Below are 24,895 nucleotides of genomic sequence, written 5' to 3'. Positions count from 1 at the left end.
ATTAATAAGATTAAACCTGAAATCCCATAGCCTGAAGTCCCTGACGAAGACGCTGAGCTTCAGCTGGGTTATGGGTTTCGTGAAGTGCGATCGCTTTTTTAAATGCCGATAAACTCTGATCAACCTTGCCCAATTTAAGCCAAACCACTCCCAAGTTTTGATAAGCCTCTCCATACTCTGGGTTGAGTTGAATCGCTTGCTGATAGGATGCGATCGCATTTTCCATCTGACCCAAAGCCTTCCAAGTCATGCCCAGATTATTATGTCCAAGGGCAAAACTGGGGTCTATCTTAACTGCCATTTCATAAGCCGTTTTGGCGTGATTCAACTCCCTTGCTTGTAACAACAAACTGCCCAAGTTATTGTAAGCTCCTAATTTCAACTGGGGCAAAATCGGTTGTTGAATCGCCTGTTGGTAATGTATTGCTCCTGAATTGAGCTCTCCTTGGCGAGTATAAGCATTCCCCAGATGGTAGTGTAGTTCAAATAATACCGCTGGCTCTAGCTCAGTGCCAGTTAAACCACGCTTGAGTAACTCCACACCCTGGTCTACTTGATTATTTTGAATATAAAGCGCCCCGAGTTTACTACACACATAAGCATCAAACGGATGACTAGCCAGATAGCCTTCCATCGCCGTAAGGGCTCTAGTCAACTTATTCCGTGATGCGATCGCATCATAGCTATAACCGTAGTGTAAGATTGCCACCTGGGATAGAGACACCACCTGCCATTGGGGTTCTCGTTGTAAAACTTGCGCTACAGTATCATCCACCATAGCATGATAGGGGCGAGAAAAGCGAATATCTGGGTGATAGCGAAACAAACGGGACACAAGAGAATAGGGAGATTGAGTAGCACCCACTTCTTGCCGGACTAGATTAATAACTAGATAGGAACTATTTTGGATAGCCTGCTTGATTTCCGGTACAACTTCCGGTTTCAACACTTCATCAGCATCCAACACCAGCACCCATTCCCCTTCCACATACTTCAACGCCTGATTGCGAGCAGCTGCAAAATCATTACACCATTCAAACTGTTCAACTTTAGCGCCATAGTTTTTGGCAACCTCAATCGTCCGATCCGTTGAACCTGTATCTAGGACTACCATCTCATCCACTACATCCTTGACACTACTCAAACATTGTGGTAATAATTCTTCCTCATCTTTAACAATCATGCATAGGCTAAGCATGGGATCAGTCATTAGGTTAGAAGGTTAGGAGGTTGAAGGTTAGGAGGTTGAAGGTTAGGAGGTTGAATGTTGTTCGCGTAGCGTGGCCGAAAAGCCAAGGTTAGGAGGTTGAAGGTTAGGAGGTTGAAGGTTAGGAGGTTGTTCGCGTAGCGTGGCCGAAAAGCCAAGGTTAGGAGGTTGAAGGTTAGGAGGTTGAAGGTTAGGAGGTTGTTCGCGTAGCGTGGCCGAAAAGCCAAGGTTAGAGGGTTAGAAGGTTAAGAGGTTGTTCGCGTAGCGTGGCCTATTGGCCAAGGTTAGGAGGTTGAAGGTTAGAAGGTTGAAGATTAGGAGGTTGTTCGCGTAGCGTGGCCGAAAAGCCAAGGTTAGGAGGTTGACGGTTAGGAGGTTGAAGGTTAGGAGGTTGATGGTTGGCCGGTTGACGGTTAGGAGGTTGATGGTTGAATATTAGAGCCTTAACAACAGCAAACCTGGATTTATAATATTCAACCTGTAACCTAAGCTACAAGGGAAGCCAAGGGCGAAGAACCTGCCACCTGCCACCTGCCAACCTGCCAACCTTCAACCTTGGCCTATTGGCCACGCTACGCGAACAACCTACAACCTTCAACTAAACCACCTTCAACCTTCAACCTGCAACCTTCAACCTGCAACCTTCAACCTTGGCCTATTGGCCACGCTACGCGAACAACATTCAACCTTGGCCTATTGGCCACGCTACGCGAACAACCTATAAAACACCAATATCAAACCGTCACCGAAGCTTGAGGTCGAGCAAAAATCATCCTACCTGCTGAGGTCTGCAAGGCTGAGGTAACAATGACTGGCAGTTCAACACCCATGTGTTTATAGCCTTCTTCTACCACTACCATTGTGCCATCATCAAGATAACCAACTCCCTGGGTAGGTTCTTTACCCCCCTTAAGGATTTTCAGCTCTAGGATGTCACCCGGTAGATACAGAGGACGCACCGCTTGGGCTAAATCATTGACATTCAACACTGGCACCTTTTGGAGCTTAGCCACTTTACTCAAGTTGTAATCATTAGTTAAAAGAGTGCCATTAATTTCCTGGGCAAAACGTACCAATTTGGTATCTACAGTTTGTAGGTCATCGTAATCAGCGGAATGGATCACCAAGCGTTCTGGGTAAACGGCTTGCATCCGATTTAGGATATCTAGCCCCCGCCGTCCCCGAGTTCGCTTCTGATCATTGGCAGCATCGGCAAGTTGCTGCAATTCTAGTAATACAAACTGGGAAACCAGAATTTGACCTTCGATAAAACCCGTCTCAAGCAGTGCTTCGATCCGACCATCAATGATACAGCTAGTATCTAGAACTTTACTTGAGGCTGGTTTGAGGGTGCCTTCTGCCACTAAAACTGATTCCAAGCTATTAGGATTGATCAGCTGCAAGAAGGTGCGACCATGGGTATCGGCTAGACTAATGCCCAAGAAGGAAAACATCACACTTCCTAAAATGGCAGTCAGGGGTTTGATGAAGGAAAATTCAGAAGGGATGGGGAGTAAGAAAATTGGCGCTAGCATCAAATTAGCTAACAGCAGTCCCAGGATCAGACCAATAGCCCTGGTCAAAATTACCTCAATCGGCATTTTTCGCACTTGGGCTTCTACCCGACGGTAAGTTACTTGGGCCATTAACCCTAGCGCTAGTCCGATAATGGCACCAAAGCATGCAGTAGTCGAGCGTAACGCTGTCAAATTGCTGACTTGATCTTGCACATGACCGGGTAGCAATTCCACACTGTCGAAGCCTATGCTTGCTGCTGCTATGATAAATAAAAGTATAATGACGAAGTCAAGCATTCTTCCTTTCCAATTGGTTTTGTAGTTGGTTTTTTAGGAAAACTTTTAAAACGATTGCATAAACTGTCGTCAACATGATAGTCAACAACTATATTTAGTATATCGTTTACATCGCTGTATTTTCTGATACGACTTAGCTTCAGTAAACCGTTGAATTACCTAGGCTAACCGAGGAATAGCTTGGGCAATTCTCTGGGCTGGAGTTATCTGCTCAAGGGAGTTACAGGGTCCCTACTGTTGACTCTTCTTAAGCGGGTAATCTCGCTCCGGAGGAGATTGAGGTTAGCCAAAAGATGATCATAAAACTAATAAAAAATTTATTTAATTAATAACTGTTCATCCCAGGTATCGGATTGGCTTACCTGATTGAAGTATTACCGTAAAAAGCCAGTGGTCAATTTATTACATAATTATGAGAAATTATGAGAAATTATGAGAAAGTTTGCGATTCTTTAAGAGTCAGTGCTGCCTATGTTCATATTCCCTTTTGCCGACGTCGATGCTATTACTGTGATTTTCCAGTCTCTGTGGTAGGGGATAAGGCCACACAGGGTACCTCTAGCATGATTGATCAGTATGTCGAGGTGTTATGTCAGGAAATTAATATCACTCTACCCACCACAAGGAGTTTAGACACAGTTTTCTTTGGGGGTGGAACCCCCTCCCTGCTGACAGTTGAACAACTAGCAAAAATCCTAGATACCTTAGACAGGCGCTTTGGAATTGCGGCTGATGCCGAGATTTCCATGGAGATGGATCCAGGAACCTTCACCAAAGATCAGTTAAGGGGATACCGAGATTTGGGGGTCAATCGAGTCAGCTTAGGGGTTCAGGCATTTCAAGATAAATTACTGAGCAATTGTGGCCGTACCCATGACTCTAAAGATATCGTCACTGCTATCGAACTGATCCATCAAGTAGAGGTTCCCGAATTTAGTCTTGATTTAATCTCTGGTCTACCGGATCAAACCTTAGAACAATGGCAGGAGTCTCTGGAAATAACGGTCAAGATTGCCCCTACCCACATTTCCAGCTATGACCTAGTGCTTGAGCCTGTCACTGCCTTTGGCCGCCAGTACACCTCTGGAACTAAGCCTTTACCGACTGATGAAACCACTGCCGTGATGTACCGCTTAGCACAGCAGGTGTTTACTAGCGTGGGGTACGAACATTATGAAATTTCTAACTATGCCTTGCCTGGTCATCAATGCCGTCACAATCGGGTGTATTGGGAAAACCGCCCTTATTACGGTTTTGGCATGGGTGCAGCTAGCTATACTCAAGGATATCGGTTCACTAGACCACGGACGAGGCGGGAGTATTATGCTTGGGTGGAACAGTTGGTACAAGCAGGTGGGGTTTCCGATGGCTCACCCACAACTTCAGAGGATGTGTTGTTAGAAACCCTAATGCTAGGTCTACGCTTGGCAGAGGGGTTGAGTCTGTCTATGCTAGCTGAGAGGTTTGGGGAAAACATTCTGGAACAGATTTGGACGGCTTTGCTGCAATACTACGGTTGTAACTGGGTAGAGGTTGTGGGAGATAATGGCGAAAGGGTTAATTTATCCGATGCTCAAAGGTTACCAGTGGCAGGACGGTTGAGATTAACTGACCCGGATGGGTTTTTGTTCTCCAATACCATTCTGGCTGACTTGTTTGATCTGTTGGGGTAGGGACCGGTGATTTGTTGATTAACCGCAAAGACGTAAGGATACACGAAGAAGACAAGTGGGAATGCTTTATGTGGTGGGAACACCAATTGGTAATTTGCAGGATATGACGTTTCGGGCAGTGGAAATTCTGCAATCCGTGGATTTGATTGCTGCGGAGGATACGCGCCATACCGGTAAGCTATTGCACCATTTTCAAATTAAAACGCCGCAAGTGAGTTACCACAAACACAATCACGACCAGCGTTTACCCGAGTTGTTGAATCGGCTGGGTCAAGGAAATACGATTGCGTTGGTGACGGATGCTGGGATGCCAGGCATTTCTGACCCTGGCTATAAATTAGTGAAGGCTGTTATTGAGGAAGGGATATCGGTAGTGCCAATACCAGGTGCTACTGCTGGAATTACGGCATTAAGTGCTGCGGGACTACCGACAGACCGATTTGTGTTTGAAGGCTTTTTACCCACCAAGGGTCAAAGTCGAAAAAAACGTTTAGACTCTCTCAAGGGGGAACCAAGAACGTTGATTTTATATGAAGGGCCTCACCGCGTGCTTAATACCTTGCGAGATTTGGCAAGCTGTTTGGGAGAAAACCGTAGGATTGTATTGGCTAGGGAATTAACTAAACTCCATGAGGAGTTTTGGCGGGGAACTATTGGGGATGCGATCGCTCATTTTACTAAGCTAGAACCCAAGGGAGAGTTTACCCTAGTAATTGGTGGAGCTTCCCAAGACAAGCCTATGTTATCAAAAGCTGAACTAGAAGCTCAATTGATAGAGATTATGGCTCAGGGAGTATCGCGATCGCAAGCGAGTCGTCAGTTAGCTCAGCTAACTCAACTCCCCCGACGTCAACTCTATCAACTAGCCTTGACAATTCCTTCATCAGTTTTTCCGGTCAAGGACCAAGACTAAGCTTGATTGCTAAATCTTTCTCAATTTTTTGGTTTTTGTTGATTAACAAGTAACAAGTAAAAAGTAGCAATTAACAATCAACAAGTAACAAGTAGCAAGTAAAAAGTAGCAAGTAACAAGTAGCAAGTAAAAAGTAGCAAGTAAAAAGTAGCAAGTAACAATCAACAATTAACAAGTAATGACTAATCCCTGAACAAAGCTGCGAACTTGCGCTTTGAGTTAAACAACGCCATCTATCTATTCGACATCTATTCGAGTTATGATTTTCAGGATTCACTCCCACTCATCAGCCCCTAACTATAAAGCTAAATTAATACCATGGGTGACACTCGTTTTAGCACTTACTCTGATGTTTGGTTACAAAAGGATTGAAAGCTATTTAGTGCAACCAAAAGTTGCCTTAGTTTTAGGGGGATCTGAAGCGCGGGAGAGATATGCTGCCAAATTTGCCATCAAGCACCCAGACCTCCAAATTTGGGTATCTTCCGGCAGCCCGAAGGGATATGCTCAACGGTTATTTACCCGGGAAGGAATTGAGGTCAGTCGCCTCCACCTAGACTACAAAGCGGTAGATACGGTGACTAACTTTACCACGTTAGTGGATCAGTTAGAAGCTCAGGACATCGATAGTGTCTATTTGATTACTTCTGACTATCATATGCGCCGTGCTCGCTTGATTGGTGATATCGTTCTTGGCAGTAGAGGAATTGTTCTCAAGCCCTTACCTGTTCCTTCCGAAAAGTCTACTGAACCCCTTGATAAAGCTTTGCGAGATGGGGCTAGGGCTTTGTTGTGGTTGACGACAGGTCATACAGGGGCTGAATTAGGGCAAGCCTCGAAAAGGTTAATCAAGTGAAGTCCGTTGAGAGTTCTTGCACCAGTACGTAGGGTTGTACAATCAGAGCCTGAAACCGCTTGTTCTGGTTGCTGTTCCAATTAGAGAGTTGCTCAAGCAAAGGCTTGTGCATTAGCTGCTCACTGATCCAATGTTGGACAGATAGCACATCATCATTTGCGATCGCTACCCCAACATCCAACAAATCCAGTCCCTCATTCACCACCAGTACTGCATCTCGTTTAACATGAGGAATCAGTAAGTCCCAGGTTGTCTCATCCAAGGATTCCGCCAATTGTACTCTTAAATCCATGTTTAATTCAACGTTTTCTTAACAGTTCTTTAAAAATACAGCAAAATTGCTCCGATGCTTTGTTAGATTTAACTATTTGATCAAAACTCTAATCACCTCAGGTTTCCACCTCAGCCTTCCTCTAACCATTCGGTTATAACGGTTCTCATAGTAATGAGCTACACAAGATTGTTTCCCTGATGAGAAATTCGATTAACATCATCAAACAGAAAATGTGGTTGAGGCTAAATCCCAAACATCGGCGCGCTGTAAAATTAGCCCTTGGCTTGGCGCTGCTTAGCATCACGGTGCGATCGCTTCCCTATCTCGCTCCCATTCGTGCTAAAGATTTAGTTCAAGATGACCTAGCGGTAGAATTTCGTGACCGCAATGGTTTATCTCTAGGCACAATCCTCAGTCGAGACCAAGACCATACTGCGGTTGTCCCTCTCGATCAAATTTCCCCACACTTTATCCATGCTATTCTCGCCGCAGAAGATGGAGAGTTTTATCACCATGGGGCATTAGAGATGCGGGCAATTATGCGATCGCTAATTGAAGCCATTGAGGCGAAACGCATTGTCAGTGGTGCCTCCACCATCACCATGCAACTGGCACGGATGCTGGAACCCAACCCCCGCACTCTACCTGCCAAATTCCAAGAAATTTGGCTATCCTGGCGATTAGCAGCAGGGATGAGTAAAGATGAAATCTTGGCAGCCTATATCAACCGACTCCCTATGGGTGGCAATATCTATGGCTTAGAAGCTGCTGCTCGGATTTATTTTGGCATGCCCGCCAGTGAACTCAATGTTGCTCAAGCCAGCCTATTAGCTGGTCTACCCAATAATCCTAATTATCTCAATCCTTATTATTACTGGGATGCTGCCAAACGGCGGCAAATCTATGTGCTTAACCGAATGGTAGAGGATGGCTATATCACCGCTACTCAAGCAGACCAAGCCTATGAGGAAGCTATTTCCCTACTACCTCGACAGCAAGGAATAATTGCCGCCCCACACTTTTTATTCTTGGTTGCCAACCAATTACCATCAGAACATCCCTCCCAAATCCGTACTACTATCGACCGTCCCCTACAGGAATTTGTTGAAGCCCAAGTGCAGCAAGTAGTTCGCGAGCTTGCCCATAAAAATGTCCATCACGCTGCTGCTATTGTCATTGAGAATCAATCCGGTGAAGTATACGCCTATGTCGGCTCTCCCGATTACTTTTCCGAAGCTGAATTAGGACGCAATGACGGAGTCCAAGCCCTACGTCAACCCGGTTCCACCCTCAAACCTTTTTTATATAAGTTAGCCCTAGAGCAACGCATTATTCGTCCCAACACCGTCTTAGCCGACATCCCCACCTATTACCCGATTCCCGGAGCTAGACTCTACAGTCCCACCGATTACAGCGAAACTTTCCTCGGACCAGTTCGCATTCGCGTTGCTCTAGCCAATTCCCTTAATATCCCAGCAGTTAGGGTATTGGAAAAAGTTGGAGTATCAAACTTTCTGTTGCACTTACATCAACTAGGCTTTGAACACCTCACCCAGTCTCCAGAACATTATGGATTAGGATTAACCCTAGGTAGTGGCGAAGTTAGTCTTTGGGAACTAGCTCGCGCCTACCTCACCCTAGCACGACTTGGACAACCCACATCCGTTGTCACTACGCTATCTAGCCCCTCGCCAAATAGGGATGATTTGTCGGTTTATCGAAGAGGGGCAAGAGCACGAAGACAGGGAATACAGAAAAGTAAACAATTGTCAGATCATCCCCCAAGTATGCAAAGCCCACTATTCAACCTACCCTACCGGAACGCCAAAGGCGAACAACCAAATAACCTTAAACATTCCAACCTTAAACATTCCAACCTTGAACTTTCAACCCTTTCAACCTGGGCATTAATAACAGATATACTGAGTGACCCTCAAGCTCGTGCTCAGGGGTTTGGTGTCGATTCAGTACTGAATTTACCTTTTCCGGCTGCTGTTAAAACTGGCACCTCTTCTAATTTCCGAGATACTTGGACTGTGGGATTCACCAAAAACTATACCGTTGCCACTTGGGTAGGCAATTTTAATGGTGAGCCCATGGAACAAGTGTCTGGGGTGATTGGTGCTGCTCCCCTCTGGCATCGGATTATGTTACACCTGCATCAATCTCAAGAACCTGCTCCGTTTCAAGCTCCTCCCGGTTTAGTCCAACGTCCAGTGTGCGCCCTTTCCGGTTTGCGTCCCACTCCTGCTTGTCCAACTGTTGTCCAGGAATACTTCTATCCAGACGACCTCCAGGATTACGAAGGTCAATCCGATACGTTTTATCAGATGACCAGTGTTGGAGCTAATCAGCAATCCCCCCAGTACATCGTTAATTTACCTGATGAATACAACGAGTGGTTAGCAAGACAACCCCAAGGAAATCTAGCGCCAGGAAAACTGAAAATTTTGTCTCCTCGGGAGGGGGATTTATATGTGCTGTACCCTACTGAATCCGATCGGGATAACAAAAGTGCTGTTCAACGGCTAGAGTTCAAGGTGGCTGGGGTAAAGTCTGAGTCCGTGGAGTGGTGGTTGAATGGCGAAAAGCTAACTACCAACTCATCCAATTCCTTCTTTTGGCCTCTCGGTCCTGGGGATTGGACATTAGAGGTAAAAAGCGGTGACATTAGCGATCGCGTCAGTTTTCAGGTGCAGTTAGCAGAAAATCCACCAACTCGCCGGGGGTTTTCTATTGCTGGTCCTTAGTGATTGGTTAATTGTAAATAGTTAATTTATAATCTACCTGCATCCATGGGTTATACCGGGGAGTTTCAGTGGTTCGATTTTTTATGGCAAACTTCAGGAAATATATCTTGGCAGCTGCGATCGCTGTCTTACTCATCCCAGTTCTAAGTACCTGGACAAAAATAAACCTCACTTCTTGATGCAGTCGCTCATGGGGGAAACCACGGCAGTCGCTCANGTAAAGTCTGAGTCCGTGGAGTGGTGGTTGAATGGCGAAAAGCTAACTACCAACTCATCCAATTCCTTCTTTTGGCCTCTCGGTCCTGGGGATTGGACATTAGAGGTAAAAAGCGGTGACATTAGCGATCGCGTCAGTTTTCAGGTGCAGTTAGCAGAAAATCCACCAACTCGCCGGGGGTTTTCTATTGCTGGTCCTTAGTGATTGGTTAATTGTAAATAGTTAATTTATAATCTACCTGCATCCATGGGTTATACCGGGGAGTTTCAGTGGTTCGATTTTTTATGGCAAACTTCAGGAAATATATCTTGGCAGCTGCGATCGCTGTCTTACTCATCCCAGTTCTAAGTACCTGGACAAAAATAAACCTCACTTCTTGATGCAGTCGCTCATGGGGGAAACCAACGGCAGTCGCTCATGGGGGGAACCCCCAAGACCGCGCTGCCTCCCCAAGACCGCGCTGCATCGCTGTATTAACTTGTGTAAAGTTGCCAAAAGCCCCTCTGCTCCCTGCTCCCTGCTCCCTGCTCCCTATTTCAAGAGTTAATTTTACTTTTGTCCGACTACTTAGTACTAACGAATTATACCTATACTCGGGAACTAAAAGCAAACATCAATACTAGTGACGTTTATACAATCCGCTCTTTTCATAGCAAAGATGGCATTGGCAAATTCTATATGGGTCGAGAAATTGCTAAAGTAATGGGACATCAGGAAATGTTATGACTAGAACGCCCTAGCAGGGAATCCCAAGAGCAACCTTCTGTAGTTATTGATGCTCTTAATTTACGACCTACAGATACTGTTGCAGATATTGGAGCAGGCACTGGTTATTTTAGCGTCCGAATCGCTCCTTTGGTACCGGAAGGAAAAGTATTAGCAGTAGATATTCAGCCAGAAATTATCGACGTCATTGACTTTTTCACAGAAGATAATAATGTTAATAACGTCGAGACAATATTAGGAAGTTTAACTGACCCTACACTTCCTGAAAATAGTATTGATTTAGCCTTAATGGTAGATGTTTACCATGAGCTTGAATATCCCCGATAAATGATGGAATCGATTGTTAAAGCTCTCAAGCCAAAGGGAAGAGTTGTGCTGGTGGAATATCGAAAAGAAAACCCACTTATTCCTATTAAAGGTTTGCCTAAAATGACTCAGAAGTAGGTAAAAAAAGAAATGGAAGCCGTGAATTTAATTTCGCAAGAAACTAATAATGATTTATCCAGCCAACATTTGATGGTTTTTCAAGTTAGTGACAAGTCATTATAGCAGTTCTCAATTAGGTAAGATACTTTCATTCTGGGAGTAGGCAGTAGGCAGTAGGCAGTAGGCAGTGGTAATACATCCCTAGTTGATTAACTCTTGCCTATTGCCTTTTTTTAAGAGATTATATTCACTATTCAAAGAAAAATCCTATAGCTTACCTTGAGAGTAACAAGGTTTTTTTTGAATAGAATGTCGGTGATAAAAATCAGACAATAAGTTGATTCAGATCACAGCAAATTACTGAAATTGTATTTACATTGAATGAAATTAAATTCCGGAGGAATGAGTAGGTGCTAGAAAAGTTAAACGAGATTAAATCAACCCTAAAAAATATAGGTGAAAAAGTCGATAAGATAGCTGATAAAGTCGAGGCTGGAGTAAAGCCAAAATTTAAGTGTAATGTTGATGAAAACAACATTAATGTCAAAGCGCATAACAGCTGTTATGAAAAAGTTAAAAAACTTGGCTATAAGGAGTTAATTGTTGAAAATGATGGTTGTATTGGAGCCCCAAATCTATATCGGTATAAAGTTCTTGATAACGACGAAAATAAAGTCGCTGAATTTTATACATTAAAAGGGGTTAAGGAGTATTTAGATAAACAAAATAAAAACGCTTAAGTTTCTGATAGTCTTGATTTTAAATTGGTGATGATTTGTCGTTTCAGGAGTTTTGCATCTACAGTTTAATCAAGATTTTAATCAAGAAATACGGACATTTTTGATTCAGGGATTTGGCATCTACAGTTTTATACCCAAACATGACCCTGAATTAAATAATTTAATTAAATAACTGGGTTCTAATCCAAATTTATCACTTAATTGAAGCCACATCATCTCTAATTATGAAATAATTTCAACCATAAAGATTGCCGACCCTAGACACACTACGCACGAGCTTTTGTTGATCCTGTTTTTGTTTCTCATCGCCACTATCATTAATAATTACTAGGATAGTAGAAATCTGATTAACATCAGAAGCATCAGGACAAGAGATAATACATAAATTCACACTGTGCTCTGCTTGAGTATTATGGGATACTAAGGTTTGAGCTGAATAATCTTGCCGACGTTCTTCTTCATTCTTGGCCACTAATGCTAGATCGAACCATTCGGCAAAATTACCTTCTTTAATGTGGAGCAAGTCCCGTAAAGACTTCTCCTCAATATCTTTTAAACCAATAAAATCCTTAGCGTGATCATTGGCTAGGATAATCTGACCGGTTTTATTGGTAAAAATTACACCACTAGATACATTAAAGACTAAATCTCGCTGCTCTAACTGTTGTTGCTTGACTTTACTAAACAGCTTGGCATTTTGGAGCGCTACACCCGCTTGAATATTAAATGCTTCCATCAAGTCTTGATCCCTGCGATCAAAACTTGCCTTCCAACAATCGGGAGGCTTAGGCCAATCGGCGGGATTGTATGGGGGAAAATTGCCCTGCTTCTTTTTATTGACTAATTGGGTAACAGCAATTAATTGATTATCGGCGTTAAACACAGGCATCCCTAACAAACTACAGGTGCGATAACCGGTTTGACTATCAGTTTTTTTAGCAGTTTCTGAATCGGGATGGTCATAGAGATCAAAGGGAATTATCAATGGCTGTTTAGTAGTAACAACTTGACCAGCAAAGCCAGCTCCTTTGGGAATCCGAATTTCTTTTAATGTGCCATCAGCAACCGTAATTTTTGTCCATAATTCATCCTGTTCCTCATCTAACATCCAGACTGTGCTGCGATCAGCAGACATTAGCTCTTGAGCCTGATTCATCACTTTATTCAAAGTTTCTTCTAGATCCAAGCTACTTTTACCCAGAGATTGTGTCGCATTTATCAATGCTGAAGCTATTCGTTGTTTCTGAGCTGCTTTATAAAATAACCGAGAGGATTTAAGAATCATTTGAATGGAGCGGGCGAATTGCGCAAAAAGTTTTTCATCCTCTGGGGTAAAGCCTTTTATATCAATTTTATTAGCTAAGGGCGCGTCTAAAACTAGTGGTTGTTTTAACTTATTTAGTAATTGGACAACAGCCACTAAATATCCTTGTTCATTAACTAAGGGTAAAGCCAGCATGGTATAAGTACGGTATCCAGTTTTGTTATCCCATTGCTTAGCAGTATTAGAACGGGTATCGTCATATAAATCGTAAGGAATATTGACAGTTTTTTTAGTTTGAGCAACATAACCAGCAATCCCTTTATCCCCAGGAACCCGAATCTCTTCTGAATCTCCTCCTTCACCCTTAGCCACAATTGACCACAGTTCATTTTTGGCTTCATCTAATAAAAAAATAGTGGTGCGATCCGCCTGTAGTATCTCTCCAGTTTTGAAGGTGATAGACCGTAACATTTCATTGAAAATGGAATCAAACCCTTCTCTATCGAGCATAGTATCCATCATGGATAAGGTTTGATTAAAAACTCCTAAGTCTAATTCAAGGTTGGAAACAATATGTTTGAAACTTTCTGGGGTCAGGTGTTCAAGAGACTCATAGATAGTTTGCTTAGTGGTAGCCGCTAGGGCTGGATTCAGTTTCCCTTGTCGTCTGGCTTCTGAATACCGTTGAATTTCGTCTAACGCCTTTTTAAATTCTCGCTTTTCCCATTCTTGGCTAGTGGTCAAAAACTGATAATCTTGATGGCTTAAGCTTTTACCAAGCGCCCATCTTAATGCATCCTGTAACTGTTGTCCCCGCAGAAGATAGGATGTATCCTGACAATCGGAGTCTAACCAAGCAGCAATTGCCTTACTATACGGTCGCAAATTTGCTAACTCTTTATCTACCCAATTATGGTTAAAAACAGCTTTATAAATACGGTTGTAAATCCTTAATTTTCCTTGCTCCTCAACCACTAATCCCGATAGGCGCAATTCTATTTGTTCAGAACTGTCATCAGAAGCAATTTCTCCCTGTTGCAGAATTTGTTGATACAATCCCAGTAATCGCCCAGTCCGTTGCTCATTCTTAAGAAGACGATCGCGAATAGTTTTAAGATGCTCCGGATTATCATGGGATTTCCAATCATCAATCACTTGCGATCGCACTAATTCATCAAGCCACCCTGCCTCACCACCTGTTGGGATAGTAGATACAGAATCCAACAACAGTTTACAAAGCTTTTGGGTCAGGAAAGGTTGACCTCCACTCCAGTACAAAACCTTTTTCATAATATCCTGGGGATTACTAATTTTTCCTTGTAATCCCTCCGCTAATCCCTGTGCTTCGTGCAACTGAAAGCCATATAGCTGAATCGCCTGACCGATATTAAAGGGTGTGCGTTTTTTATCTTGAATTAAATCTGATGGTGTTGCTACTCCAAGTAGCGCAAACGTAAGGCGTTGGTATTCTGACTTATCCACACGTTGGTTATAGCAGGCGCGAATAAACGCGAAAAAATCATCAGTGGGAAAATCGAGGCTAAGAACGCTATCAATTTCATCAATAAAAATTACAATATTTTGAGTAACTTGCTGGAGCAAAACCTCTTCAAGAAATTCTCTCAATCGTCGCACCGCAAATATCATTGATCGCTCGCGCCACCAAGTGCGTAAATTAATATCTAGCTCGAAGTCTCTAGCCAGAGAGCGGACAATATTGGCATACCATTGATCGAGAGTGACATGCTGAGTACCATCCATGGATAAATCAATTACTGCACAGGCAACCCCATCTGCTTCAAGCCGACGCATTACTTGCACTCGTAAACTAGATTTTCCAGTCTGTCTTGAGTTCAATACATAACAAAACTGTCCAGCTTTCAATCCTTCATATAAATCATTATCTGCTTGTCGCTTCACATAGGTAAGAGCATCGGCTGGTAAAGTCCCTGAGTATATATATTCGTAGGTCATTTTATTTGTTAACTGTTGTTCGCGTAGCGTGGCCTATTGGCCAAGGTTGACTGTTGACGGTTGACTGTTGTTCGCGTAGCGTGGCCTATTGGCCAAGGTTGACTGTTGTTCGCGTAGCGTGGCCTATTGGCCAAGGTTGACTGTTGTTCGCGTAGCGTGGCCTATTGGCCAAGGTTGACTGTTGTTCGCGTAGCGTGGCCTATTGGCCAAGGTTGACTGTTGTTCGCGTAGCGTGGCCTATTGGCCAAGGTTGAAGGTTGTTCGCCTTTGGCGTTCGGTGAAGGGTAGGTTGACTGTTATTCGCCTTTGGCATTCGGTATAGCATAGGTTTAAGATTTAAAGTTATATGAATAAAGAATGTTTAAACTATGTATAAATTATGAACTGACCCACTCAGGATTCAGGTTCAATCCGCTGGCAAAGGCGATCGCAAAAATACTTATGATATAAATCACAGCGAGGCATGACGCTATTCCCTTGCAACTTTACTAACCCCATGCTGTATAACTTAAAGGCTTGCTCCGATGGGATAGTTACCCAGCTGTTTGCTTGAACCACCTTCTCCAAGGCAGTTTCCAATTCTGGAGACTGTTTGAGATTTCCTAGGTGGCGTCGCAGATGGTCACTGAATGGTCCGGCTTCTGTGGGTGCCAGCTCTAACAGTCGCGCTAGGGTAATGTTATGATCTTTAATATAAGCTAAACCTTTGCGCAACAGATAAGGATGTCCTCCCACCATCGCCATCAGTTCCTCGACTTCTCTGGGATTCCCATCGAGTCCATAACGTCTAACTAACTCCTGTACCTGCTCTGTGCTAAACTCTGGCAACTCAATTTCCAATCCCACATTAGCAAGTGGTGAGTGATTGATATCCAAGGAGCTATAAATTTCTGTAGAATGTACTATAACCAACCGGAGTTTTTTCCAGATAGCGCTACTGCGATCGCCCCGCCTAGCGATGTCATACCAACCACGGAGAAGGCGACAAAAATCATCAGCAATAACGGGGTGTTCAAACACCCGATCAACTTTATCTATAACCAGTACGATCCGCCTTTCAGTTTTTGCTAATAAATACTCTTGAAAATAATCTGTGGTGTTACTATTACATCCAAAAATATCATCCCAATACTCATCCAACTTATTTGATAGCCCTAGAGTCTGACCAACTCTGGCACAGAACCACCGTGAGAATTTGCCGAGGTCCCTATAGACTGTACTATCTGCTAACTCAAAGCTTAAGGTCACAGCTTGATAACGTTGCTTCCTGATCTCAACCAGAACTCGTTCAATCAGGGAGGTTTTGCCCATCTGCTGGGGTGCTTTGATCCGAATTAGAGCACCAGGCTTTACAATTGCCTCTAACAACTGATCTTCATAAGGAATGCGCTTGACATAAAAGTCAGCATTGAGAGGAACTGGCTTTTGTTGCCCTTCTGACTCTGGCATCGGTGGGACGAGAAAAGATCTATATTTACTTAATAACTCTGGATTTACTAAATTAGGGTGATATTCACTAAATAGGTCAATTAACTGATTACGAAGTGAGTAGTGTTCACCTGGTGCATTCCTCAGCTCAAATTTCTCACACAGCTGCTGCACATGTTTTCTGACAGTAGCTTCTGTGATGTGTAGCGACTTAGCGATCGCTTGATCGCTTTGGCCCGCTAACATTTTCTTCAAGACCTCTCGTTTACGAGGTGTTAGCTGATCAAATGCTACAGTCAAATCTAGTTGATTCAATTTTTCTAAGAACATCTCAGTCTTGCCGATAGAGATTTTGAATAATTGGTTTTGTCCCCTAGACATAGCGTTTAGGTGGTTATCAAGATGCACCCAAAAAAGATACTATTTCTGCTAATTTTAAACCAATCCTAACTAGCTTATCGAAAAGCTGAGCTAGCCATGGGTTTGTGAAGATTTTCACACAAATTATGGATTAGACGTGGCTTGTGAGCCTTTTTCCACAAATTACCCTGATGTCTTCAACGCAGTATAAAGTTTGATTAATGGCAATCAAACCTATACGAGGTTATAGATGTCTCAGTACTCTTTTGCCTTTTCCCTCAAGCTAAAACGCTGCGTCTGATGGCACTGAGTACTGGTCAGATCATATCACTCCCTGTTGCACTTGTATTACCCAAAATTGGGAGCTTGATGGGTTGTGTTGATAAAGCGATCAACTTTTAGCTATCAGCTATCAGCTTGGTAGATACCTGATCCGAAGTGGGTGAAAACTTGACAAACGTAAGGTTAATACCTCGCCCCTTGTGCCGAACCTAACAAAGCTAAGTGCCTCAGGGCGAATGCTGAGGACTTTGATCTAGCGTTGATCTATATATAGGGATTGAGAGCTGCCAAACAAAACGTCGTTAGTAGTTAGTCAGACCAATGGCATTCCTGAGGTGCGGAATTAATATCAGTGGGGTGGGCATCCTGCCTGGGAAATGAAACGGGCAAGATGCTCGTTCTACAGCATCTTGCCCATTCCAAAAAACTATTAAAATCATTGCATGATTGAGCAATGCCAGACCAATTAACTAACTACTAACCCCTAACCCCTAACCTGAAATCCCCCGGATTTGACCGTCAGGATCAGCTGAAATCTAAATGAGGAGTTGCTGATATACCATTGACACACTAAAAGTTAGTCACAAGTCAGTGATAAGTCAGATCATCTCAGGCGGTAAGTCAGTATACAAGTGGGGTTTGATGAATATATGAGGTTCAAAGAGAATTTTATGAAATTAGAAGATCAAAAATGCAAGACCTATCTACCATCGATTTAGCTATAGCGTTTTCCATACTTATGAGGTACAGAGGGTTTTTTCCCAATTCCGAAGTTCCTGTCTTGATGCAGTCGCAAATGGGGTAAACCACCTCAGTTGCTCATGGGGGGAACCCCCTTTGGGCTCACTGGCTCCCCTGTTCTCTTGCTGCATCGCTATTCTCTTTTCCCTATTCCGAGATCCGCTTTTTCCTATATGTCTAGCATGATGTTTAATCCTACCGAGATAATCATTGATACCTGTGTTAAAAATCTAGAGACAGGTTTCCACAGCACTTATGGCAACCTTAAATCAGACTACTGTGAGCTGATTACTTGGGCTACTCACATGGCTCTGGAAAATATTGCTAATAGTGACGCTCTTTATCACAACATTGAACACACCGTCCTAGTCACCCTAGTCGGACAGGAAATTTTGTGGGGTAAGCACATCTGCGAAGGGAGTGTCTCCTGTGAAGACTGGTTGCACGTGATTATCTCCTTGTTGTGCCATGACATTGGCTATATCAAAGGCATCTGTCGCCAAGACCAACCAGACCAAGGATTGTATGCCACAGGAATAGACAATGGTATGATTATTCTGCCTACAGGTGCCACTGATGCTAGCCTTACTCCCTATCATGTAGACCGGGGTAAGCAGTTTATTGAGGAACACTTTGGTAATCACCTGCTGATTGATACTGAGCAGATTAAACACAATATTGAATTAACCCGTTTCCCAGTACCTGCTGATCAGGATCATCAAGACACGGTTAACTATCCTGGTTTAGTCAGAGCAGCAGATTTGATTGGTCAGCTGGCTGATCCCCGCTACTTACAAAAAATTAGTGCCTTGTTCTACGAGTTTGAAGAAATCGGGAAAAATCAGATTTTAGGCTATCGTAATCCTGGTGATTTGCGCCGGAACTACCCAAACTTTTACTGGAATGTTGTCTATCCTTATATCAAACCCGCATTGCCCTACCTAGAGCGAAGCCTTTCTGGTAAACAAATCCTGGCTAATCTCTATGGGAATGTCTTTCGAGTAGAACACCAATCCCAGCCTACAGCACCCTTCAGCCATCCCTGTCGCTATAGTCAAACTACAGCAGAACTATGTACAGCATGATCACTGTAAAAGGCAAATCATCAAGGCAAATCATCAATGGCGGTTTTGTCCAAAGTTATTTGTCTAAAGTTAATTGAAAATTGACCATTGATCATTGACAATTAACAATTAACAATTAACAAATGACCAATGAAAGCCATTGTAATGACCGCTCCTGGTACACCTGAAGTGCTCGAACTTCAGGATGTACCAGCTCCCACAATTAAAAACGACACAGAAATCCTGGTGCGTCTTCACGCTGCTGGTGTTAATCCCATTGACACCAAACTGAGGCGTAGAGGCACCGTTTACCGTGACCAAATGCCAGCTATCCTAGGCTGCGATGGTGCTGGTGTGGTAGAAGCTGTTGGTGCTGGTGTCGATAAATTCCAGGTTGGTGATCAGGTGTATTTCTGTGCTGGGGGATTAGGATTATCTGGTACGGGTAACTATGCCGAACTAGCCGTTGTTGATCAGTCCTTAGTTGCCCACAAGCCTAAATCCCTCTCCTTCCCTGAAGCCGCTGCTGCTCCTCTAGTACTGATCACTGCCTGGGAATCATTGTATGACCGAGGACGGTTGGAAGCAGGACAAAAGGTGCTGATTCAGGCAGGTGCTGGTGGTGTTGGTCACGTTGCTATTCAGCTAGCTAAGCTCAAAGGTGCTGAAGTTTGTACTACTGTCGGTTCTCAAGAAAAAGCTAGATTAGTGCGTCACTTAGGTGCTGACTATCCTATCCTTTACAAACAAACTAGCTTTGTCAAAGCTGCCTTGGATTGGACTGGGGGAGAGGGAGTAGATTTGGCGTTCGATACTGTAGGCGGTAAAACCTTTTATGACACCTGTGAAGTAGTGCGAGTATATGGGGATATTGTGACTATCCTCCAACTAGACCCAGCCGAAGGTAATTTGAAGACAGCGCGATCGCATAATTTGCGCATCAGTCTAGAACTCATGCTCACCCCAGCCTTGAAAGGACTCACTACAGCTCAACAGCACCAAACCGAGATTCTCCAGCAGTGTGCTAATTGGATTGATGAAGGTAAACTGAAAATTCACCTCAGCCAACGGTTTCCCCTCAAAGACGCTGGTGCTGCTCACAACGCTATCGAAGCTGGTTCCATGACAGGTAAGGTTGCACTACTTATCCCATAAAGACGATAGTCACTAATACAGCTAATCCCTAATAATTGCTTAAGGGTTATAGGTTTCTGTAAACCTATAACCCTGATTGGCTTAGGTGCGCGCCTCCAAGGGCGAGTAAATCGCCCTTGGGTCGCACCTTTAGATGCGGACGAAAGGACTTGAACCTTCACGTCTTGCGACACTAGAACCTAAATCTAGCGCGTCTACCAATTCCGCCACGTCCGCGTACCGTGCGATTTAGATCATAGCACATATTATAGCTTTTATGGCAACTGCTGGGGAAAATTTTCCCAAATCCCCCTTAAAAAGTCCCTTTATCACCTACAGCTCAACTCTCACCCCGCCCCGGAAAGCAATATACCCTTCAATGGGTTTCGCCTTCTCCTTGGTGCTCGGGTAATACCAGGCTGCATCCTTATTTTCCTTACCATCCACAACTATGGTATAGTAGCTAGCTTGACCTTTCCAATAACAGGTTGTGTGGGTACTACTTTCCTTGAAATACTGCTTGCTGATGGAGTCGGGAGGAAAGTATTGATTGCCTTCCACCACGACACATTCGTCGCTCTCGGCTAGTAACGCTTCGTTCCAGATTGCTTTTGGCATGGTTGACTTACTTGTAGTTGACTTACTTGTAGTTGACTTACTTAATTTAATCTTATTTCTAACTTGACTAGCTTAACACCATTGAAGTGCAAATGGTGTTTATTGATCGTTGACCGTAAACTGTAACCTTCAAAAGCCTGGTTGCTTGTCACGTTTGTTGCTACTTACCTAAATAGTATATAGCGTTGATCATACTGATGAGGTAGATTCAATTTTCAAAGACGCCACTCCCTACTCTTTACTCCCTACTCCCTAAAACCCAGGACGAAAGTACTTCACCCAATTGAGCACTCCTATAGAGGATAATTGCAATTCAAGGCTAGAATCCAGTCAGGAATAGTTGCCAATCCACCTCAGCCAAATCCATAGTTTGGTTACCTGATCGCATCCTATTCCAAGGATACCACTAGTAAATTACTATAACTGGAGACCGCAAGTCAATATGTCTTTCACTGCTAGTGTCATTTCAGCAAAAGAATGGGGAGCTAAACCCCCAAAAAAATGGCCAGATACCACTCGACCAAGATATATTATTATTCACCATACTGCTACTCCCAATGCCCCGAATGATCTATCCAAAGGAACCTTATGGGGCTCCAGAAGTTTGGCTAGGAGTATTCAAAAATCCCACATGGATGGGTTTGGCTGGGATGACTCAGGTCACAACTTTTTGAATACCACGGGTGGACATTTACTCGAAGGTAGACAGGGTTCCTTATCAGCGATTAAAAAAGGACGTTCTGTCAGCTCTGCTCATGCTGGTAGTACTCTAGGTAACCAGTCACCTGGAATTGAAAATGAAGGCACCTTTATCAGCTACCGGATGAATGCCAAACAATGGAAAAGTTTGGTAGATTTATGTGTTTCGATTTGCAATACTACCAAGATTAGCCCAGACAATATTAAAGGGCATCGAGACTTTTCACCAACCCAATGCCCTGGAGACTGGTTATACAGTCAATTGCCTCGGTTGCGCCGAGAAGTTCGTCAGCGCCTTGACTCATCAGTTGAAGACTATCTCAGAGAAGGAGACACTGGTCTGAAAGTCAAAGAGCTACAGCAATCCCTCCAAACTCAAGGGTTTAGTCCCGGTCCAGTTGATGGCATTTTTGGTCCTGCTACTACCAAAGCAGTGATTTCCTTTCAGAAGTTTGAAGGACTAGATGCCAATGGATTAGTGGGTTCAAAGACCTGGGAAGCACTGAAAAGTTCTTCTAAACCATCAGAGGAATCTCCTTCGGAACCAGGTAACAAGAAGCGGGAGCCTGTGCTGCTCCTTAACACCTACAAGTATTATCGTGGCTTACCTCACCAAAAACAAGCGATTGAGTGGCTAGAAAAACAACTACCAAAAGAAGTCTTGGAAGAGTTTTCAGAAAGATGGCGTAACGTTCAACCCTCATCGGCCTATCTTCCTTTAATTAAAGGAGCAGTTGGATCAGAAGTAGAGGAACTACAGCAGCTGCTCCAAACCCAAGGATTTTATTCTGGTTCAACGGATGGGGATTTTGGCTCTCAGACAAAATCTGCTGTGATTGCTTATCAGAAAGCTAAAGGATTATATGCTGATGGGATTGTAGGTTCTATAACTTGGTCTACTTTGAATTTGGAATAATGGTAATCGGTAATTTGCAATTCGTAATTGGTAGTTGACGATGACCCAAAACGGGAGGCTAACAAAGGAATTATTTAGCCTCCTTTATCTAGGTATAACCATGCTTAAATTGATGCTATTTATTGATAAATATAGACATAATTAAACGTCCCTATAATGGTTATTTATTTTTTAAATTTTATACAACTATTCATAATTATTTAGATTAACTTGAGTTTATAATATGATAAAATAACCCAGTGTTATTTTGAAGCTAATATGTTAACAAATGTCTTCAAAATTTTAGTTACGTCTTCTTATTTTTACCTTTTTTAGCAACCGTTTTTCCTTTTTTGACCACAGGATAGCGAATTCGTTTATGACGGGGTGACAACCAAGCCAGAAGCCTTATGAATTGGCAATTATAGCGACTTGTGGTCAAAAAATAATGGTCTCAATTGTCAACAAGACCAATAAGATTGAAAATGCTACCTCAATTTTACCAGACTCATCTTCAAAGCCGATTAAACTCAACTCAATTTATAACTGTTGAGTTATTGGTAGGGCTGTTACAAAATCACCACGCAAGTCAGGATTGAACCCTTAGCAGCTTTGTTTCCTCAACCGATATTATTTGAGAGTCGTCGCCGTTACTTACAAAGATTCCTCAAACTCCCTCAACTGAGTGTAACTTTACTATGGTTTCCAATTATTAAACATCTAATTCAGACTCATTGCCCTCAATCTAAACGTCTATTTATTGCTCTTGATAGAACTCAATGGAAGCAATACAACTTATTTATGGTCAGCGTAATTTGCTCGAAACGAGCTTGGCCGATTTATTGGACTTTTTTAGATAAACGTGGGTGCAGTAACCTGTCAGAACAACAAGCTTTACTGCTTCCGGTAATTGAAATGTTAAAAGGTGACGATTTTGTGGTTATCGGATATAGAGAATATCTAGCGTGTTGAACTAGCTAAATGGCTCCAATCAAAGCATGTAGATTTTGCTTTGCGTCAAAAAGCCAATACCTACATTCAGGTGCGACCCGTGGCGAATTAAATTCGCCACGGGTCGCACCTCAGAAATTGTGTACCTCATAGCTATGATAATTGCTATATAAATGAGATGTAAACCTAGGAGGTATTTTTTTATTGTGCAATAAAAATCCGTATCTATTGCCCCTCTTGCCTCTTACCTCTTGCCTTGTGCCTCTTGCCCTTTGGGAGTATGTTTACAACTCAAATAAAAAATCTATATCATCTGATTAAATGTGAAAGCTTTGCTTAACTTAAATTTAATAAAACTTGAGTGATACTTCATCAAAGCTTCGCCTATAGTTGCCGGATGTGTAGTTAGGATAGTTTATGTCGCAAATATTATCCTAAATATCTGATTGGTAATTTGGGTTGAGATTGTAATTACTCAAACCCTGATTATCGAATGCTTGGTTCTGTTGGCAAATTGTCACTATTAGTAGGTGGATGGCAGCCACCTACTAATAAGAATGTGCAGGATGCTAACAGTAATCAACGGGATTTTAGAGGACTGCTGAGACTAGTAGCCATTTCACCAGTGGCTACTGTTACAAACCAACACATCATAAAGGGGCATTTTAGCATGTTTGATATCAAATATGCAAGTTTTAACGATCTCGATAAGCTGTTGCGCATTTAAATTGGGTATAATAGAGTTAACAGTCATTCACTAAAAAAAAGATGCCAGCTAAAAATTATCTCACATCAGAGCAAAAACAAAAAATTCAAAAAGCTCTAAAAATAGAAGAAAATGGAGATATTAGAGAGAGACTTCTGATCTTGCTATTATTGAATGATGGCAAAACACAGCAAGAAATTGCTAATTTTATTGGCTGCTCAAAAAATAAAGTTTGTTACTGGTGTGTCCACGGAGACCCAGATAACTTAGAAACTCTTAAAGATCAAAGAATGAAAGGTAATCATCAAAAAGCTACAGATAAGTACATAGAAATTTTAGTAGAGACGGTCGAAAAAGAACCACAAGAATTAGGATATGAATTTGGGCGATGGTCAGCCCAAAGATTAGCCACCTATTTAGAAAAAGTAACAGGAATTAAATTAAGTGGCTCACAAGTGCGAATAATATTAGAAAAAAAAAGTATACGTCTGGTCAAAATATAGCTTAGAATCGAAGAGAGATTCTGAAAAAAGGAAAGCATTTAAAGAAAAGTTATCCGAATATTTAAAAATAGAAAAAGAAACCCCAGAACTTTTACAGGTATGGTTTTGGGACGAGAGTGGTTTCAGTTTAAGAGTAATAAGGAGGAAAAACTGGTGTAAAAAGGGGACGAGGAAAAAAGTCAGAGGAGACAGAAGAAAAGGCAGGGTAAATGTAATGGGCGCTTTACGATATTCAGATAAGAAAAGATTTGTAGATTTTCTCAAAAAAAGTAATAGTCAAAGTTTTTATGAAGTCTTAAAGCTTTTTTATGAAGAGCTAATTAATGAATGGGTAAAAGCAGGTAATAAAAAAGAAGACTTTGTGAAAAAGGGACCAAAAATAGTAATTATTTTGGATAATGCTAGTTTTCATAATAAAGCCGAGTATATCGAGAAAATAGAAACCGAAATGCCTAATCTACATTTAGAGTATTTGCCAAAATATAGCCCAGACTATAACTTAATTGAATTAGTTTGGCATTCAGCTAAAGAATATATTGCTAATCGTCTTTTTGAATCCATCGAAGAGTTAGAAATTTTGCTAAATCATCTTTTAAATGAAGGAGAACTAGTTATTAAATGGGATCGAAAAATAAAAAATAAAGGTAATGCTGTTATCACAGCTTAAATGCATAACAGCT

Annotated in this window: 20 protein-coding genes, 1 tRNA gene and 2 pseudogenes; 13 read left to right on the top strand and 10 right to left on the bottom strand. The window is 42.5% G+C overall.

Going from position 1 to position 24,895, the window contains the following annotated elements; translation table 11 throughout:
* Window positions 1–10: 10 nt before the first annotated feature.
* A complete protein-coding gene (locus BJP37_RS29230; protein ID WP_075904120.1) occupies window positions 11–1,183 on the bottom strand; it encodes a tetratricopeptide repeat protein in 1,173 nt (390 codons plus the stop codon).
* Between the two features lie 26 nt (window positions 1,184–1,209).
* The gene (locus tag BJP37_RS37750; RefSeq protein WP_143727856.1) at window positions 1,210–1,434 is read right to left on the bottom strand and encodes a hypothetical protein; all 225 of its coding nucleotides are present in this window, start codon (window positions 1,432–1,434) and stop codon (window positions 1,210–1,212) included.
* A gap of 328 nt (window positions 1,435–1,762) precedes the next feature.
* Here BJP37_RS37750 and BJP37_RS37745 point away from each other — a divergent pair, with 328 nt between their 5' ends.
* Window positions 1,763–1,963: a hypothetical protein gene (locus BJP37_RS37745; RefSeq protein ID WP_143727855.1), complete on the top strand. Its 201-nt coding sequence runs from the start codon at window positions 1,763–1,765 to the stop codon at window positions 1,961–1,963.
* On the opposite strand, the gene BJP37_RS29225 is transcribed toward BJP37_RS37745, so the two are convergent.
* Window positions 1,942–3,021, bottom strand: coding sequence for a PIN/TRAM domain-containing protein (locus BJP37_RS29225; RefSeq protein ID WP_075904118.1), 1,080 nt, complete (start codon window positions 3,019–3,021; stop codon window positions 1,942–1,944). The genes BJP37_RS37745 and BJP37_RS29225 overlap by 22 nt on opposite strands.
* A gap of 422 nt (window positions 3,022–3,443) precedes the next feature.
* Between BJP37_RS29225 and hemW the strand changes: the two genes are divergently transcribed.
* From hemW to BJP37_RS29205, 3 genes are all read left to right on the top strand, one after another.
* Window positions 3,444–4,694, top strand: coding sequence for a radical SAM family heme chaperone HemW (gene hemW / locus BJP37_RS29220; protein ID WP_075904116.1), 1,251 nt, complete (start codon window positions 3,444–3,446; stop codon window positions 4,692–4,694).
* 61 nt (window positions 4,695–4,755) lie between these two features.
* Entirely contained in the window at window positions 4,756–5,607 is an 852-nt protein-coding gene (gene rsmI, locus BJP37_RS29215; RefSeq protein WP_075904114.1) for a 16S rRNA (cytidine(1402)-2'-O)-methyltransferase, read from the top strand.
* Between the two features lie 259 nt (window positions 5,608–5,866).
* Complete coding sequence (locus BJP37_RS29205; RefSeq protein WP_075904110.1) at window positions 5,867–6,463, top strand: YdcF family protein; 597 nt, start codon at window positions 5,867–5,869, stop codon at window positions 6,461–6,463.
* Here the strand turns inward: BJP37_RS29205 and BJP37_RS29200 are convergent.
* Window positions 6,456–6,755, bottom strand: coding sequence for a DUF2288 domain-containing protein (locus BJP37_RS29200; RefSeq protein WP_075904108.1), 300 nt, complete (start codon window positions 6,753–6,755; stop codon window positions 6,456–6,458). The genes BJP37_RS29205 and BJP37_RS29200 overlap by 8 nt on opposite strands.
* A 179-nt stretch (window positions 6,756–6,934) precedes the next feature.
* Here BJP37_RS29200 and BJP37_RS42975 point away from each other — a divergent pair, with 179 nt between their 5' ends.
* From BJP37_RS42975 to BJP37_RS29180, 4 genes and pseudogenes are all read left to right on the top strand, one after another.
* Window positions 6,935–9,487: a penicillin-binding protein 1C gene (locus BJP37_RS42975; protein WP_081431374.1), complete on the top strand. Its 2,553-nt coding sequence runs from the start codon at window positions 6,935–6,937 to the stop codon at window positions 9,485–9,487.
* A 178-nt stretch (window positions 9,488–9,665) separates the two neighbouring features.
* Window positions 9,666–9,905 carry a hypothetical protein gene (locus tag BJP37_RS42970; RefSeq protein WP_143727854.1) on the top strand — a complete coding sequence of 80 codons (240 nt, stop codon included), beginning with the start codon at window positions 9,666–9,668 and terminating at the stop codon, window positions 9,903–9,905.
* A gap of 354 nt (window positions 9,906–10,259) precedes the next feature.
* A pseudogene (locus BJP37_RS45215) lies at window positions 10,260–10,979 on the top strand (class I SAM-dependent methyltransferase).
* A gap of 287 nt (window positions 10,980–11,266) precedes the next feature.
* Complete coding sequence (locus BJP37_RS29180; RefSeq protein WP_075904101.1) at window positions 11,267–11,596, top strand: hypothetical protein; 330 nt, start codon at window positions 11,267–11,269, stop codon at window positions 11,594–11,596.
* Window positions 11,597–11,831: 235 nt separating this feature from the next.
* Here BJP37_RS29180 and BJP37_RS42965 read toward each other — a convergent pair whose 3' ends face one another.
* The 4 genes from BJP37_RS42965 to BJP37_RS29170 all read right to left on the bottom strand — a co-directional run bounded on the left by BJP37_RS42965 (window position 11,832) and on the right by BJP37_RS29170 (window position 16,592).
* Window positions 11,832–14,834, bottom strand: a complete 3,003-nt coding sequence (locus BJP37_RS42965) for an AAA-like domain-containing protein (protein WP_075904099.1) — start codon at window positions 14,832–14,834, stop codon at window positions 11,832–11,834.
* Window positions 14,835–14,842: 8 nt separating this feature from the next.
* Window positions 14,843–14,968: a hypothetical protein gene (locus BJP37_RS44035; protein WP_269087086.1), complete on the bottom strand. Its 126-nt coding sequence runs from the start codon at window positions 14,966–14,968 to the stop codon at window positions 14,843–14,845.
* Window positions 14,969–15,033: 65 nt separating this feature from the next.
* Window positions 15,034–15,159 carry a hypothetical protein gene (locus BJP37_RS44030; protein ID WP_269087085.1) on the bottom strand — a complete coding sequence of 42 codons (126 nt, stop codon included), beginning with the start codon at window positions 15,157–15,159 and terminating at the stop codon, window positions 15,034–15,036.
* A 68-nt stretch (window positions 15,160–15,227) separates the two neighbouring features.
* Window positions 15,228–16,592: an AAA-like domain-containing protein gene (locus BJP37_RS29170; protein WP_229415481.1), complete on the bottom strand. Its 1,365-nt coding sequence runs from the start codon at window positions 16,590–16,592 to the stop codon at window positions 15,228–15,230.
* Window positions 16,593–17,830: 1,238 nt separating this feature from the next.
* On the opposite strand from BJP37_RS29170, the gene BJP37_RS29165 reads away from it, so the two are divergent.
* Entirely contained in the window at window positions 17,831–18,730 is a 900-nt protein-coding gene (locus BJP37_RS29165; protein ID WP_229415608.1) for an Npun_R2479 family HD domain-containing metalloprotein, read from the top strand.
* Between the two features lie 129 nt (window positions 18,731–18,859).
* Window positions 18,860–19,864 carry a zinc-dependent alcohol dehydrogenase family protein gene (locus BJP37_RS29160; protein WP_075904096.1) on the top strand — a complete coding sequence of 335 codons (1,005 nt, stop codon included), beginning with the start codon at window positions 18,860–18,862 and terminating at the stop codon, window positions 19,862–19,864.
* Window positions 19,865–19,998: 134 nt separating this feature from the next.
* Here the strand turns inward: BJP37_RS29160 and BJP37_RS29155 are convergent.
* Both BJP37_RS29155 and BJP37_RS29150 read right to left on the bottom strand, forming a co-directional pair.
* Window positions 19,999–20,080 (bottom strand) — tRNA-Leu (locus BJP37_RS29155).
* Between the two features lie 96 nt (window positions 20,081–20,176).
* Window positions 20,177–20,461: a DUF427 domain-containing protein gene (locus tag BJP37_RS29150; protein ID WP_075904094.1), complete on the bottom strand. Its 285-nt coding sequence runs from the start codon at window positions 20,459–20,461 to the stop codon at window positions 20,177–20,179.
* Between the two features lie 442 nt (window positions 20,462–20,903).
* Here BJP37_RS29150 and BJP37_RS29145 point away from each other — a divergent pair, with 442 nt between their 5' ends.
* The 3 genes and pseudogenes from BJP37_RS29145 (at window position 20,904) to BJP37_RS29135 (ending at window position 24,882) form a co-directional block, all read left to right on the top strand.
* Complete coding sequence (locus BJP37_RS29145) at window positions 20,904–22,076, top strand: peptidoglycan recognition protein family protein (protein ID WP_075904092.1); 1,173 nt, start codon at window positions 20,904–20,906, stop codon at window positions 22,074–22,076.
* Window positions 22,077–22,667: 591 nt separating this feature from the next.
* Window positions 22,668–23,027, top strand: a complete 360-nt coding sequence (locus BJP37_RS40255) for a hypothetical protein (RefSeq protein WP_158069818.1) — start codon at window positions 22,668–22,670, stop codon at window positions 23,025–23,027.
* Between the two features lie 747 nt (window positions 23,028–23,774).
* Window positions 23,775–24,882 (top strand): annotated as a pseudogene (locus tag BJP37_RS29135) (IS630 family transposase).
* Window positions 24,883–24,895 lie beyond the last annotated feature (13 nt).

The organism is Moorena bouillonii PNG (genome assembly GCF_001942495.1).
Lineage (GTDB): Bacteria > Cyanobacteriota > Cyanobacteriia > Cyanobacteriales > Coleofasciculaceae > Moorena > Moorena bouillonii.
The sequence above is the reverse complement of the archived record's forward strand: the minus strand, read 5'-3'. Positions and strand labels throughout refer to the sequence as shown.

Excerpts from the sequence above, each read along its gene's own strand:
- BJP37_RS29230 (WP_075904120.1), bottom strand. The coding sequence starts at position 1,183 with ATGATTGTTAAAGATGAGGAAGAATTATTACCACAATGTTTGAGTAGT.
- BJP37_RS29225 (WP_075904118.1), bottom strand. The coding sequence starts at position 3,021 with ATGCTTGACTTCGTCATTATACTTTTATTTATCATAGCAGCAGCAAGC.
- hemW (WP_075904116.1), top strand. The coding sequence starts at position 3,444 with ATGAGAAATTATGAGAAAGTTTGCGATTCTTTAAGAGTCAGTGCTGCC.
- rsmI (WP_075904114.1), top strand. The coding sequence starts at position 4,756 with ATGCTTTATGTGGTGGGAACACCAATTGGTAATTTGCAGGATATGACG.
- BJP37_RS29205 (WP_075904110.1), top strand. The coding sequence starts at position 5,867 with ATGATTTTCAGGATTCACTCCCACTCATCAGCCCCTAACTATAAAGCT.
- BJP37_RS29200 (WP_075904108.1), bottom strand. The coding sequence starts at position 6,755 with ATGGATTTAAGAGTACAATTGGCGGAATCCTTGGATGAGACAACCTGG.
- BJP37_RS42975 (WP_081431374.1), top strand. The coding sequence starts at position 6,935 with ATGAGAAATTCGATTAACATCATCAAACAGAAAATGTGGTTGAGGCTA.
- BJP37_RS42965 (WP_075904099.1), bottom strand. The coding sequence starts at position 14,834 with ATGACCTACGAATATATATACTCAGGGACTTTACCAGCCGATGCTCTT.
- BJP37_RS44030 (WP_269087085.1), bottom strand. The coding sequence starts at position 15,159 with ATGCTATACCGAATGCCAAAGGCGAATAACAGTCAACCTACCCTTCAC.
- BJP37_RS29170 (WP_229415481.1), bottom strand. The coding sequence starts at position 16,592 with ATGTTCTTAGAAAAATTGAATCAACTAGATTTGACTGTAGCATTTGAT.
- BJP37_RS29165 (WP_229415608.1), top strand. The coding sequence starts at position 17,831 with ATGTTTAATCCTACCGAGATAATCATTGATACCTGTGTTAAAAATCTA.
- BJP37_RS29160 (WP_075904096.1), top strand. The coding sequence starts at position 18,860 with ATGAAAGCCATTGTAATGACCGCTCCTGGTACACCTGAAGTGCTCGAA.
- BJP37_RS29150 (WP_075904094.1), bottom strand. The coding sequence starts at position 20,461 with ATGCCAAAAGCAATCTGGAACGAAGCGTTACTAGCCGAGAGCGACGAA.
- BJP37_RS29145 (WP_075904092.1), top strand. The coding sequence starts at position 20,904 with ATGTCTTTCACTGCTAGTGTCATTTCAGCAAAAGAATGGGGAGCTAAA.